This is a genomic window from Nonomuraea sp. NPDC004580, assembly GCF_040609855.1.
GTDB lineage: Bacteria > Actinomycetota > Actinomycetes > Streptosporangiales > Streptosporangiaceae > Nonomuraea > Nonomuraea salmonea.
This window is the reverse complement of sequence record NZ_JBEXLH010000008.1, coordinates 73,576-86,657: the sequence shown is the minus strand read 5'-3', so window position 1 is coordinate 86,657 and position 13,082 is coordinate 73,576. Positions and strand designations below refer to the sequence as shown.

The window sequence follows — 13,082 nt, the reverse complement described above, 5'->3', positions numbered from 1 at the left end:
TTCGGTAGCCTCGAGTCGTGGACTCTCCGGACACGGATTGGGCCGACGTACGTCTCCATGTCGTCACCGGCAAGGGCGGCACCGGCAAGACGACCGTCGCCGCCGCCCTCGCGCTCGCGCTGGCCGCCGGCGGCCGCAAGGTGCTGCTCGTGGAGGTCGAAGGCAGGCAGGGCATCGCGCAGGTCTTCGACCTGCCGCCGCTGCCGTACGAGGAGCGCAAGATCGCCGTCGCCCCCTCGGGCGGCGACGTCTACGCGCTGGCCATCGACCCGGAAGAGGCCATGCTCGAGTACATGGAGATGTTCTACGGCATGCGCAGGGCCGGCCGGGCGCTGACCAAGATGGGCATCGTCGACTTCGCCACCACCGTGGCCCCCGGCTTCCGCGACGTGCTCGTCACGGGCAAGACCAGCGAGGCCGTACGCAGGCGCGGCAAGAACGGCCGCCGCATCTACGACGCCGTCGTCATGGACGCGCCGCCCACGGGCCGCATCACGCGCTTCCTGAACGTCACCCAGGAGGTCGCGGGCCTGGCCAAGGTCGGCCCCATCAAGAACCACTCCGACCTCGTCAGCGGCGTCGTGAAGTCCCCCGAGACGGCCGTGCACTTCGTCACGCTGCTGGAGGAGATGCCGGTCCAGGAGACCCTCGACGGCGTCTCCGAGCTGCGCGCCGCCGGGCTGCCCGCGGGCGGCGTCTTCGTCAACATGGTGCGCGAGTCCCAGCTGCCCCAGGCCGCACTTGACACGGCTGTCAAGGGCCGCTTCGACCCCGATGAGCTGGCACTCGGCCTCAAGGCCGCGGGCGTCGCCGACGGCGACCAGGCCGCCGAGCTGGCCAAGGCGCTCGGCGACGAGGTCGTCGAGCACGCCCACCGCACCGAGCTGGAGCGCGCCGAACGCGAGAGGCTGGCCGGCGCCGGGCTGACCGGCTACGAGCTGCCGCTGCTCGCCGACGGCGTCGATCTGGCCGGCCTGTACGAGCTGGCAGAGAGCATGCGCACCCAGGGAGCAGCGTGAAGAAGCCGCCGGCACTCGACGTCGACGCGATCCTCGACGACCGGGGCACCAGGATCATCGTCTGCTGCGGCGCCGGCGGCGTGGGCAAGACCACGACCGCCGCGGCGCTCGGCCTGCGGGCCGCCGAGCGCGGCCGGTGCGTGGTCGTGCTGACCGTCGACCCGGCCAGGCGGCTCGCGCAGTCGATGGGATTGACCGAGCTGGACAACACCCCGCGCCTGGTCAGCTCGCCCGAGGGCGGCGGCCAGCTCTACGCGATGATGCTCGACATGAAGCGTACGTTCGACGAGATCATCGAGGCGCATGCCGACCCCGAACGGGCCCGCCAGATCCTGTCGAACCCCTTCTACCAGTCGCTGTCCTCCAGCTTCTCCGGCACGCAGGAGTACATGGCGATGGAGAAGCTCGGACAGCTGCGCCGCTCCGACGAGTGGGACCTGATCATCGTCGACACGCCGCCGTCCCGCTCGGCGCTCGACTTCCTCGACGCGCCCGAACGGCTCGGCCGCTTCCTCGACGGCCGGTTCATCCGGCTGCTGACCGCGCCCGCCAAGGCCGGAGGACGCAGCGCGTTCCGGCTGCTCAACGCCGGGTTCGGACTGATGGCCGGAGCGATGACCAAGCTCCTGGGCGCGCAGGTGATCAAGGACCTGCAGACGTTCGTGTCCGCGCTCGACGCCGTCTTCGGCGGGTTCAGGCAGCGGGCCGAGATGACGTACCGGCTGCTGCAGGCGCCCGGCACGGCCTTCCTCGTGGTGGCCGCGCCCGAGCGGGACGCGATGCGCGAGGCCTCCTACTTCGTGGAGCGCCTCGCCGAGGAGCGCATGCCCCTGGCCGGCCTGGTGGTCAACCGGGTGCATGTCTCGCCCGCTTCGGGGCTCTCCGCCGCCCGCAGCGCCGCCGCCGCGGAGGACTTGGAGTCGAGGGGCGAGCACGAGCTCACCGCGGCCGTGCTGCGGCTGCACGCCGGGCGAATGCAGCTCGCCGCCCGCGAGAACCGCGAGCAGGAGCATTTCGTCTCGGCCCACCCCACGGTGCCCGTGGTGCAGGTCCGCGCCATGTCCGAGGACGTCCACGACCTGACGGGTCTGCGTCAGATCGGGACCCTGCTGGCCACCGCATAGAAGTACGGCCGACGGCGGCGCCGGCCGTACGCGGTCGCCTGGCTGGGGTCAGCCGGCGATCAGCTCATTGGTGCGTTCGTACTCTTCCTTGGCGGACTCGAGCAGCTCTCGCCACGAGTCCACGTCGGGCCGCCGTCGAAGCAGCGCGCGACGTTCCCGTTCGGTCATACCGCCCCAGACCCCGAACTCGATGCGGTTGTCCAACGCATCGGCGAGGCACTCGGTGCGGACCGGGCAACCCCGGCAGATGAGCTTCGCCCTGTTCTGCGCGGCGCCCTGCACGAACAGGGCATCCGGATCCGCACCCTTACAGGCGGCACGGGAGGTCCAATCCGTGATCCACATGTTTCGACCCCACTCCCCTTAGGTGGTCAGTCGTCATTTGGGGCCGACGGGCGCGGGCGCCGAGCCTCCGTATTCAGTTGCCGCAGGGAGAACGTACGCAACCAGACGTTCGGGCCGACAGACCCCAGAGGACCAATTTCTCGCGGCCATCTTGACCGGGAATGACTAGTCACCCCCGTCAGTCAAGGCGAAATGGTGTCGTGCTACCGATTCGGTCTGTCTTTCGACGTACTCTTGTAGGCGTGCAAGCCCAGGGCAAACGTCGTTCCAACCCCATCCTCAGTGTCCTGCGACTCCTCATCGCGGGCTCGGCCGCCGGGGTGCTCGCCGCCGCCGTGGCTTTGCCGGCGGTGGGCGGAGCGGGCATGTCGACCAAGACCGCCGTCGAGGGGCTCAACCTCAAGCCCGAGGACCTCGACGAGCCTCCCCTGCCTGAACGCACCGAACTCTTCGACGGCGACGGCAAGAAGATCGCGCAGTTCTACTTCGAGAACCGGCAGTCCGTCAGCCTCGACGAGGTCGCCCCGATCATGCGGACCGCTCTGATCGCGATCGAGGACTTCCGTTTCTACCAGCACGGGCCGATCGATGTGGAAGGAACGGCAAGAGCGCTGCTGAAGAATGTGACCAGCGGCGGCGTCACCCAGGGCGGTTCTTCCATCACCCAGCAGTACGTCAAGCAGGTGCTGGTCAACAAGGCCGAGACGCCGGAGGAGCAGGCGGCGGCCATCGCGCCCACGATCTCGCGCAAGCTGGCGGAGCTGCGCTACGCCATGGCGGTCGAGGAGAAGTACACCAAGGACCAGATCCTGGAGAAATACCTCAACATCGCCTACTTCGGCGCGGGCGCCCACGGCGTCCAGGCCGCCGCCAAGCGCTTCTTCGACAAGCCGGCCTCCAAGCTCAACCTGGTCGAGGCCGCCACGCTCGCCGGCGCCGTCCAGAACCCCGCGCGCACCGACCCCAACGTCGGCCCCGAGTCGCGGCAGCGCCTGCTGGAGCGGCGCAACACCGTGCTCGACCGCATGGCCCAGCTCAAGAAGATCACCCCGCAGGAGGCTGCGGCGGCCAAGGCGAAGAAGCTGGGCTACAAGGACATCAAGGCACCCGGCGGCTGCGAGGCCAGCAGATATCCGTACTTCTGCCTCTATGTCCAGTACGAGATCCTCAACAACGAGGACTTCGGCAAGAACCGCGACGAGCGCAGGAAGCTGCTCCAGCGCGGCGGCCTGCGGATCAAGACCACGCTCGACACCAAGATGCAGGCGGCCGCCGAGAAGGCGATCAAGAGGTACGTCAGCTCCAAGGACAAGCCCGTCGCCTCGCAGGCGATGGTCGTCCCCGGCACCGGCGAGATCAAGGCCATGGCCGCCTCGCGCACGTTCGGCCGCAGCAAGAAGAAGAACGAGATGAGCTACAACATCGTGGCCGACGCCGCCCACGGCGGTGGCCGCGGGTTCCAGCAGGGCTCGACGGCCAAGGTCTACACGCTGGCCACCGCCCTGGAGGAGGGGCTCAAGTACGGCGACGGGTTCCCCTCGCCGGCCGGCTACAAGGCCAGCGGCTACAGCTCGTTCAAGAACTGCAAGGGCCAGAACGTCGGCGACCCGTCCCACACCGTGCGCAACTCCAGCGAGGGCGGCGGCGGCTTCAAGACGCTCGAGACCGGCACCTGGGGCTCGGTCAACACGTTCTTCATCAAGCTGCAGGAGAAGGTCGGGCTCTGCGACGTCGTCAAGATGGCGAAGAAGCTCGGCGTCGAGCGGGCCGACGGGCAGAAGCTGTCGGAGGTCGAGACGTTCACGCTCGGCGTCAACGAGGTCGACCCCGTCACCATCGCCAACTCCTACGCCGTCTTCGCCGCCCGCGGCAAATACTGCAAGCCGCTCGCCATCACCGAGATCGAGGACAGGAACGGCAAGGTCAAGCAGTACAAGCCGAAGTGCTCCCAGGTCCTTGAGGAGGAGGTCGCCGACGCGGTCAGCGGCATCCTGTCCGGTGTGTTCACCAAGGGCACGATGACCGACGTCGGCGGCATCGGGCGCGACGCGGCGGGCAAGACCGGCACCACCGACAACTACATGTCGGCCTGGTTCTCCGGCTACACCCCCAACCTCGCCTCCGCCGTCAGCCTGGGCGACCCGCGCGGCACCTCCGCGCACAAGCTGATCGGCATCACCATCGGCGGGCGCTACTACCCCTACGTGTACGGCTCGTCGATCTCCGGGCGCATCTGGAAGGACTCCATGCTGGAGGCGCTCAAGGGGGTCGAGCCGGCCAAGTTCAAGTCGGTCGACCGGTCGCGGTTCGGCGGGTGCACCGACAACTGCGCGCCCAAGCCGAAGAAAAAGAAGAAGGGCGACGGGGCGTACCCGTTCGACAGCTTCGACCGTGACGGCGGCGACAGGTTCGGCGACCGGTTCGGCGACCAGCTCGCCGACGGGCCCGACCGTGGGCGCGGCGGTGGCGACGACCGGCGGGGCGGCCCCTTCGGGCGCGGCGGCGACATCGGGCCGCTCACCATGCCTGGCCGCTGACGCGCGCGGCCACGAGCGCCGGCTGACGCCCAGGGGTCCTGAGACGTACAGGGGTCCTGAGACGCCCAGGGGCCCTGCGACGCCCTGAGGCCTCCGCCCGGGAGGGAGGAGGCCTCGAATGCCCTCGGATGCCGCCCGGCGGCCCGCCGCGGCGCAGAGAGGCGCTGGGGGCCGGGCACGCGGGGTTACTGGGCAGGGAGCCGGGTACGCGGGGTTACTTGGCGGCGAGGCGGGCGCGTACCTGCGCGGCCACCCTGCCGCCCTCGGCTCGGCCGGCCACCTTCGGGTTGACCGCCTTCATGACCTGCCCCATGGCCTGCGGCCCCGAGGCGCCCGTCTCGGCGATGGCCTCGTCGACCAGCGCGCCCAGCTCCTCGTCGGACAGCTGCGCGGGAAGGTATTCCTCCAGCACCGCCTGCTCGGCCAGCTCCGCGTCGGCCTGCTCCTTGCGCCCGGCGTTGCCGAACGCCTCGGCGGCCTCGCGCCGCTTCTTCGCCTCCCGGGTCAGGACCTTGACGACCTCGTCGTCGGTCAGCTCTCTGGCCTCCTTGCCCGCGACCTCCTCGACGTTGATCGCGGCCAGGGCCATGCGGACCGTACGGAGACGTACCTCGTCCTTGCTCTTCAGCGAGGCCGTCAGATCGGCCTTCAGCTTGTCCTTCAAAGCGCTCATGCGCTTTATCTTGCCGCCTGCGCGGACCACCCCGACGCCATCCGGACTTCCCGTGCCGGATCTCGGGCATCATGAAGAGGTGAGGAAAGCCGCCGCAGTGCCCCTGTCCCTGCTCGGTCTCGGCCTTGCCGGGCTGGGCTACGCGTCCGTCGTCGAGCGCAACTGGTTCCGGCTGCGCCGCTTCGACGTGCCGGTGCTGGAGCGGGGGCGGCGTCCCGTACGCGTGCTCCACCTGTCCGACCTGCACCTGACGCCGCGCCGCACCATGCTCATCAACTGGGTGCGCTCGCTCGGAGCCCTGGAGCCCGACCTCGTGGTCAACACCGGCGACTCCATCGCCCACCCCGAGGCCGTCCCCGCGCTCCTGCACGCGCTCGAGCCGCTGCTGTCGCGTCCCGGCCTGTTCGTCTACGGCTCCAACGACCTCTACGCCCCCCAGCCGAAGAACCCGGCCCGCTACCTCTGGCGCACCTCCAAGAACGACCGCCGCCAGCACACCCCCAACCTGCCCTGGGAGGAGCTGGGGGCCGGCATGGCGGCCGAGGGCTGGCTCGACATGAACAACACCACCGCCCGCATCAAGGTGGGCGACCTCGACGTGGCCGTGGCCGGCATCCACGACAGCCACATCAACCGCGACCGCTACGACGTCGTGGCCGGCCCTGCCCCCGCCGACGCCGATCTCCGCCTCGGCGTCATGCACTCGCCCGAGCCGCGCAACATGACCCGCTTCGCCGCCGACGGCTACCAGCTCCTGCTGGCCGGCCACACCCACGGCGGCCAGCTCTGCGTCCCGTTCTACGGCGCCCTGGTCACCAACTGCGGCATCGACCGCGCCCGCGTCAAGGGCCTCAGCCGCCACGACTCCGCCTGGCTCCACGTCTCGGCGGGCCTCGGCACCTCGCCGTACGCCCCTGCCCGCTTCGCCTGCTTCCCCGAGGCGACCCTGCTGACGCTGGTGCCCCGGAGATAAAGGCGGTCACAAGCACCTTGGAAGTCCGCTAGACTTTCAGAAGCACGCGCAAGACGGGCGTGCGACCGGGGTGTAGCGCAGCTTGGCAGCGCGCTTCGTTCGGGACGAAGAGGTCGTGGGTTCAAATCCCGCCACCCCGACGCTGTTCGACCAGGTAAAGGGCTTGATCCGCTAAGTGGGTCGGGCCCTTTTCTGCTTCTGGAAGTCGATAGGACCCGATCGGGGAGCCATCTCACTCGGACTCAACCCGTCGGCTTGTCACCGAAGATTGTGTTCATGGTGTGGGCGCCCTTGGTGATCACCGGCTTGAGCTGGTGCCGGTAGACCGCTTCCGTGACGCTGGTGCCGGCGTGCCCCACGAGATCGGCGATGGTCTCGATGGGTACGCCCTGGTCGCTCATGATCGAAACGAACGAGTGAAGTAGTTCGCGGGATGTCCAGTCGGTTCCGATCCCCGCGTTCTTGGTGATGTGCCGGAACGCCCGTCGTACGTTCGCCGCGTCGAGCGGGGTGCCGACGTTCGTGCAGAACACCAGGTTGTGATCTTGCCATGCCTCGCCTGCCTTGAGCTTGTGGACGGCCTGGCGGGTGTGGTGTTGCCGGAGCGCCTCAGCGGCGAGCTTGGGTAGCTCCAGTGTGCGACGTGACTTGCGGGTCTTGGTGTCACCTCCTACTCGGTCGGCTCGCCACACGTAGATGGCGAACCTCTTGTGCCTGAACCCTGCCTCGGTCACCGGATGCCACGCCTTGAGGTTCGGGTTCCAGGGAACGACGTGATCCCAACGCAGTGCGCGGGCCTCCTCGGTACGGACGCCCGTGGTGAGGCTGAGCACCACGTAGGCGTGGAGTTCGGACGACTCCGCGGTCTTGAGCATCGCGTCCGCCTGCTGCCGGGTGAGTGCCTTGCTGGGTCGGCCTTCCTTGCCGGTGGGCGTGGTGACCAACTCGGCGATATTCCTCAACACCAGGTCACGCGCTTGCGCTTGCCGGATGGCCCGCTTCAGCACGCTGTGGACATCTCGTAGCGTCCGGGTGGCCAGATCGATTGAGAGTTCGTCGAGCCACTCGTCCACGTGATCCGCGCGTAGCTGCTGGAGCTTGGTCTTCCCCAGCCTCGGGATGACGTGCGTCTCTGCGAGGATGCGTAGCTTGGTGACGGTGCCCTCGGACCGGCCCTTGAGGCCCGTGCTGAGCCAGTCGTTGACGGCATCGCGCACGGTGTAGGTCTCTGATGCGGTGACGCCTGCCTCAAAGTCTTTGACGGCCTTGATCAGCTTGTCCTTGACTGCGGTCTTGGTCTTGGCCTTCCGCTTGAGACGTTGGCGTCTGCCGTCTGGGCCGAACCCGAGGGAGATGGCTCCGGTGTAGCCGTCTCCCTCGGGATAGATGGTAGCTTCGTACTTGCCGATAAGGATCTTGGCCAAGGGATCACCCCTTCTCGTGACGGTTGAGGTACTCCTCGATCGCCTTCCTGATCACCCACGACACATCTCGTTCCTGCGACTCGGCGTACCTGCGGAGACGGTCTTTCAACTCCAGCTGCCACACGTGTCGCCGCACCCGCGCCCGAGCCCGGGCGATCCAGGCCTGCAGTTGGTCCGACGTCCCGACGGGCTCCAGCGCTCGCCGCACGGTGGAGTCCGAGGGCGGCTTGCCGAAGAGCTGCTCCTGGTGGGCCAGCAGAGCGATCTGCCGCATGCTGGGGGCTCCCAGCGCGATCGCCACCGCGAGTTGGACCAGCACCACGCCCCGGTCCCACACCGGCGAGCCGCCCAGCCGGGCGAACACCCCGCCCAGCGCCCCTGTTAACCCACCCTGATCAGCGCATTTGCGCAGGAGCAGGGCTCCTGCGTGTCCGACGGGCCCCTTACCGTCCCCTCGAACAGACAAGCGGGCGGTCCCATGCCGTAGCGTTCACCCGAAAGGTGCAGCCGTTCTCTGCGATCTCGTGATCTAGGCAATCCGATCATCGCAGGCCGGAGGCACCTTTCTCTATGAACGATCTTCAGGACGAAATGCCAGCCGAATTACCGAGGTTAACGGAGGGTAAAGCAGAAGTCATCCATTATTTAGTGGCGGGAGAAAACAGTTGGGACAGATCCCTCTAATCTCGTAGGAGCGTGTTGATCGCGGAAACTGATGCTCACAGTGGGAGCAAGTAACCAACTGTGTTCGGTCGATTTTAGACGTATGGATAGTCTGGTATGGAATAACCCGGGGGTCATCTGTCGCCCGCGCATCATCTGCGATCACGGATGACAGGTCGTTGCCAGCAGCCTGCATCCAGTCCAGCCACAGCCCATAGTCGACGCGGAGTGCCTCGTGCGTTAGGCGTACTTTAGGTGGGATATCGCTGCGAATGAGGGCGTGAATCAGGCGTTTTTCCATGAGCTCATCGACAGCACCAGAAATTATGGGATAATCATCCTTGCGTATGTAGAAGACACGTGACCGGCGGCGTGTGCTCATATTTTGGACCTGGTTAAGAAGTTGGCTCGCTTCCGAGTGATAACCAATCTGCATATCATCGCTCATCGTGTGTATGATGGCCTCTCGCACTGAGCTAATTTTCCACGGCTCTACCAGTCGGTAGTTGTGGCGTTCGGCGATGGCGTTGAAGACGCGCAGGAACCGACGCGGTATCCCCTCCGAACTCCGAACCAGTTCATGGTAAGTGTCTTGCGAGTCGAAAATCAGCGAGAGGAATCGACTATCGGGAACCGAGTCGTGATCGGCGTCAAAAAGGTCTAGCCGTGGTTCGCTTATGAGAAGTCGGCGGTACAGCATCGTCTCATAGAACTGCCACTGTTCAACTTCTGTCATAACTGAGCGGTCGAGGTCCACAGCTACAAAGATGTCGGCGCCCACCTCAAGCCCATAATGCCTGGTACCACCCATCAAATTACTGAAACGCGTCTGATAGCGATTCCCTGCTATCTTTACTGATATACGAGGCGATCCGCTGAACGTGACCTTGAGCAGTTCGGCGAAGAGTGGTTGGATTGAACTGGTGGCAGTGCTATCCAGCGCAGACCACTCATCGATAAGCAAGTGGAGGGTCGAAATCTCTAGTATTTCAAGAAGCTCCACGATTTTCTTTCGCACCTCAACGAAGCGCGGGATAGCGGGGCTGTTCTGCACCATCTCATCTATGTGGCGACTTTCGAATCCTCTCTTCCGGCCAGCACCAGCCTTGGCACCCAGCTTGAACTCCTTGGGCGTGACCCCCACGCTTCCGGTGAGATTCAGGTCGTATTCTTCAGCGTCATTAAGTGCCTCGATTGCTTTTTGCGACCGCTCGAAGCGGGAAAATGCAGCAATAGGCATTCCTGTCTGTGACATCTCAGAGATGGACAAGAGGATGCGCTCGATCCTTTCCTTCAGCTTCGCCCGCCCCCTCAAGAGCCTCTGGCCCCACGACGGAGATCCAAGAAGGGTGTCAACCGCCTCCGACAACCTCGTGGCCAGGTCGTCCATAAACACCTGGAAATAGCCCAACCCTCTGACCCTGTCCGGTACAGTCACGCCAGTAGGAGAGGCTCGGAACTCATAACCAGTGAAATACAGCGCGAGATCATGACTAGTGCCCGCTTCTAGCTCCAGGTGGAGAGACTCCTGCAGCGCGCCCAGCAAAAGTGTCTTTCCGGTGCCTCTGCGGCCGTAAACGACCAGCCAGTCGCTGCCACGAAGCCGCTGCAAGTCCCCGACGTCCACGAAATAGCGGAGATACTCACGATGTCGGTCACTGCGAAGGGGGAGGCGGGCATGCTCAAACAATGCGCGCTCAAGTTGGTAACGTGCCATGGACAGATCCTGGCTCATCACGTATTCTCCCAACTCACAACTCGGCCGGCGTATCCCGGTCGGCTCAACGTGCGAACGCTTTGGATCTGCTCGTCGCGCACCGGCCAGTCCCTCTTCTGGGTCATGAGGAGGAGCTGTTCAGGATCGCTCACTTCATAGTGGATCGCCTGAATAATATCCGTGAGGGTTATCTCCTTAAGCCCACCCGTTATATTGCGCAGCGCCGCCAACTCGGCCGCGCGCAGAGCAACCGCCCGAAGCGCCGACCCTGTCAGGAAGTCCCGCACATACAGTACTTGGTTACTCGAATCGCCGTAACAGACCTCGGCGATGGCATTCTGCTCAGCTGGCGCGTAGAGCTGCTCTACAATCGAGTTTGCCAGGTCAGGAGCAGAGTCGGGGTCCATTAGGCGCAACTGTCTAACTAGAATCTCCCGGGCGGCCTTGGCGTCAGGACGGGGTATCCGAACATGTTGGCCCAGTCGCCCGTGCCGGAGCAGCGATGGATCGACAAGATCTTCGCGATTCGTTTCTCCGATCACCAGTATATGCCTAAACGGCGCGATTCCATCCATGTCCGCGGCAAATTCACTTACTGCTGATCCAGGTGAGTCCCCCCTTCCGCGAAGGTTAAACAGCGCATCGAATTCTGTGAACAGCATGATGACTCGCCGTCCCGCTGAAGCCTCCGCGCGTGCGCGTTCGAAGGGCACGCGAACGGCCTTCTCCGTTTCCCCCACATACTTGTCGAGGAGGTGCGGTGTGCTGATGTCTAGAAAGATGGGCGGATCTTCGCCATCCATCTCTGCATTGGCAGCGACGGCATTCGCCAAGGCATTCACAAGCAGCGTCTTTCCGCAGCCTATGGGGCCAGAGAGAAGTATCCCGTTCTGGCCGTGCACGCCCATTTCACAGAGGCGATTGGCATACCGAAGAGGGATTTCGGCCAACGCTCGCAATGTTTGCACTTGGCCCTCAAGCCCGCCTATGGAATCCCATGTCACGCCGGGGATTTTTCTCTCAGAAAGACCCTCTATATCTACGGGAATCCGTTCGAGTACGACTCCGGCGCGCCCGTCAACAAGGAGTAGATCACCCTCTGTCATATGGATGTCTTTCAATTGGTGAGTTAGTTTGAGGACTTCCTTCTCACCGCTGTGGTTGAGGGCTATGATGCGATCTTCATGCGGAAGTGCGCGAGTGAACGTATACAACTCACCAGTGGACGGGACCCATCGCGCCTCAACGATATTCAGTGCTTCATTAAGCATAACTTCTTGGCCGCTACGAAGCTTTCCAGGGTCGATATCTGTCTCGTACGATACGCGGAGCTTACGTCCGCCCGTGAACACTTCGGCAGATCCATCGCCGCGATCCGCCAGAAAGATCCCAAAGCCCAATGGTGGGCCTGTTACCCTGTCGAGTTCTTCCTTAAGGGCGATTATTTGGTCTCGCGCCTCTCGCAGAGTCGCCACGAGTCGTTCGTTCTGATCTGTGACCAGAGTCAACGTCTCGCGTGTCTCCGTGAGGCGAGTCTCGGCCACCTCGATCTGTCGGGGAGCCTCGAGCAACCGCTGACGAAGCGTGGCGACCTCCTCCTCAAGGAACGCCACCTGCTCATGGAGGCCGTCGTTCTCCATGAGCAGCTCAGCGACCCGTCTATCGTCCGCATCATGATTTGCCATGAGGCCACCAAATCAGTTGGGATATGTGAAACGTATCGTGCGATCCTGCGCTCAGCTAGATTCTTGCCGTCTCTACGACGGTCTAAGACCATCGATTGTGACGGGCTTCGCCTGTTACAGGTAGGCAGTTGACACGCCTTGGCGGCTGTTGGTCGAGCGAACAGAACAGGCCACCGCCGACAGTCGGTGGTGGCCTGTTAGCCGAGGTCAGCCGTGCACTGCCTCATTCCGTACACGCTGCCACACGTGCATGCTGACGGCGCGGATCTCGGTCGCGTCACGGAAGCAAGCGGGGTAAAGCAGGTTCTCCGGAGCGTCGCCGTTGGGCACGTTAGGGTGAGGTATGGCCAGAGCGGGCACCTCGACGACTACCCGCCGCTCGTCGCGACCGCACTGGGCCAGGACGGTGCCAGGTAGCCACGGCCACGAGTCGCGAGCGTCGTTCCGGTCTTCGCGTAGGGGATACCTGACGAGGACGAGGGTGTCCTCAGGGAACCGTCCGTCGTTGTCGTCGGGAAGGTACTCGTTGATCATGGGTTCCTCTCCCACTCCGGGGAGAAGCCACGGGAGCCATTTTTGGGAGCCACCGTCTTGCGGCCCCCTCAGACTCCGAGTCCTCCCCGGAGTGTTGTCTAAGGTGAGAGGCACCCCGATCGACTCAGATCGACATCCTTAGACTCCCCGGTGTTCCTTCGGGACGAAGAGGTCGTGGGTTCAAATCCCGCCACCCCGACAGTGCAGTAGGCCGCTTCCGTAGATCGGAAGCGGCCTCTTCTGTCTCTGCCGCAGTCCGACCTCCTCAATCGGGAGGTCTCACGAAGTGCCACATACGGCCCTCTGGCTCGCGGAGCCAGCACGCACGCGTGAACACCACACCAACCAAGATGCTGCATGCGGTGACCAGTGCCGCCGCAATGTTGAG

The 13,082-nt window shown here is 64.6% G+C and carries 11 protein-coding genes and 1 tRNA gene; 5 read left to right on the top strand and 7 right to left on the bottom strand.

The annotated features are described in order from the left end of the window. The first annotated feature begins 17 nt into the window (after window positions 1-17). A complete protein-coding gene (locus tag ABZW11_RS11765; RefSeq protein ID WP_355415343.1) occupies window positions 18-1,019 on the top strand; it encodes an ArsA-related P-loop ATPase in 1,002 nt (333 codons plus the stop codon). Further along, window positions 1,016-2,143, top strand: coding sequence for an ArsA family ATPase (locus ABZW11_RS11760; protein WP_355415341.1), 1,128 nt, complete (start codon window positions 1,016-1,018; stop codon window positions 2,141-2,143). The genes ABZW11_RS11765 and ABZW11_RS11760 overlap by 4 nt, the downstream gene beginning before the upstream one ends. 48 nt (window positions 2,144-2,191) lie before the next feature. Here ABZW11_RS11760 and ABZW11_RS11755 read toward each other — a convergent pair whose 3' ends face one another. Beyond that, the gene (locus ABZW11_RS11755; RefSeq protein WP_020542548.1) at window positions 2,192-2,488 is read right to left on the bottom strand and encodes a WhiB family transcriptional regulator; all 297 of its coding nucleotides are present in this window, start codon (window positions 2,486-2,488) and stop codon (window positions 2,192-2,194) included. A gap of 242 nt (window positions 2,489-2,730) precedes the next feature. On the opposite strand from ABZW11_RS11755, the gene ABZW11_RS11750 reads away from it, so the two are divergent. Beyond that, the gene (locus tag ABZW11_RS11750; RefSeq protein ID WP_355415339.1) at window positions 2,731-5,025 is read left to right on the top strand and encodes a transglycosylase domain-containing protein; all 2,295 of its coding nucleotides are present in this window, start codon (window positions 2,731-2,733) and stop codon (window positions 5,023-5,025) included. 214 nt (window positions 5,026-5,239) lie between these two features. Here the strand turns inward: ABZW11_RS11750 and ABZW11_RS11745 are convergent, their stop codons facing one another. Beyond that, window positions 5,240-5,698 carry a GatB/YqeY domain-containing protein gene (locus ABZW11_RS11745; protein ID WP_355415337.1) on the bottom strand — a complete coding sequence of 153 codons (459 nt, stop codon included), beginning with the start codon at window positions 5,696-5,698 and terminating at the stop codon, window positions 5,240-5,242. A gap of 79 nt (window positions 5,699-5,777) precedes the next feature. Between ABZW11_RS11745 and ABZW11_RS11740 the strand changes: the two genes are divergently transcribed. Together ABZW11_RS11740 and ABZW11_RS11735 are read left to right on the top strand one after the other, a co-directional pair. Then, window positions 5,778-6,671, top strand: coding sequence for a metallophosphoesterase (locus tag ABZW11_RS11740; RefSeq protein WP_355415335.1), 894 nt, complete (start codon window positions 5,778-5,780; stop codon window positions 6,669-6,671). Window positions 6,672-6,737: 66 nt separating this feature from the next. After that, window positions 6,738-6,811 (top strand) — tRNA-Pro (locus tag ABZW11_RS11735). Window positions 6,812-6,913: 102 nt separating this feature from the next. Here ABZW11_RS11735 and ABZW11_RS11730 read toward each other — a convergent pair. The 5 genes from ABZW11_RS11730 to ABZW11_RS11710 form a co-directional block, all read right to left on the bottom strand. Beyond that, window positions 6,914-8,095 carry a site-specific integrase gene (locus ABZW11_RS11730; protein WP_355415333.1) on the bottom strand — a complete coding sequence of 394 codons (1,182 nt, stop codon included), beginning with the start codon at window positions 8,093-8,095 and terminating at the stop codon, window positions 6,914-6,916. A 4-nt stretch (window positions 8,096-8,099) separates the two neighbouring features. After that, complete coding sequence (locus ABZW11_RS11725) at window positions 8,100-8,459, bottom strand: ribbon-helix-helix domain-containing protein (protein ID WP_355415331.1); 360 nt, start codon at window positions 8,457-8,459, stop codon at window positions 8,100-8,102. A gap of 270 nt (window positions 8,460-8,729) precedes the next feature. Then, window positions 8,730-10,493, bottom strand: coding sequence for a hypothetical protein (locus tag ABZW11_RS11720; protein ID WP_355415329.1), 1,764 nt, complete (start codon window positions 10,491-10,493; stop codon window positions 8,730-8,732). Beyond that, window positions 10,493-12,160, bottom strand: a complete 1,668-nt coding sequence (locus ABZW11_RS11715) for an AAA family ATPase (RefSeq protein WP_355415327.1) — start codon at window positions 12,158-12,160, stop codon at window positions 10,493-10,495. The genes ABZW11_RS11720 and ABZW11_RS11715 overlap by 1 nt, the downstream gene beginning before the upstream one ends. 207 nt (window positions 12,161-12,367) lie before the next feature. Continuing rightward, window positions 12,368-12,694, bottom strand: a complete 327-nt coding sequence (locus ABZW11_RS11710) for a hypothetical protein (RefSeq protein WP_355415325.1) — start codon at window positions 12,692-12,694, stop codon at window positions 12,368-12,370. Window positions 12,695-13,082: the final 388 nt, after the last annotated feature.

What these genes read in the sequence shown, in the direction of transcription:
- ABZW11_RS11755 (WP_020542548.1), bottom strand. Translation starts at nt 2,488, where the DNA reads ATGTGGATCACGGATTGGACCTCCCGTGCCGCCTGTAAGGGTGCGGAT.
- ABZW11_RS11745 (WP_355415337.1), bottom strand. Translation starts at nt 5,698, where the DNA reads ATGAGCGCTTTGAAGGACAAGCTGAAGGCCGATCTGACGGCCTCGCTG.
- ABZW11_RS11720 (WP_355415329.1), bottom strand. Translation starts at nt 10,493, where the DNA reads ATGAGCCAGGATCTGTCCATGGCACGTTACCAACTTGAGCGCGCATTG.
- ABZW11_RS11715 (WP_355415327.1), bottom strand. Translation starts at nt 12,160, where the DNA reads ATGGCAAATCATGATGCGGACGATAGACGGGTCGCTGAGCTGCTCATG.
- ABZW11_RS11710 (WP_355415325.1), bottom strand. Translation starts at nt 12,694, where the DNA reads ATGATCAACGAGTACCTTCCCGACGACAACGACGGACGGTTCCCTGAG.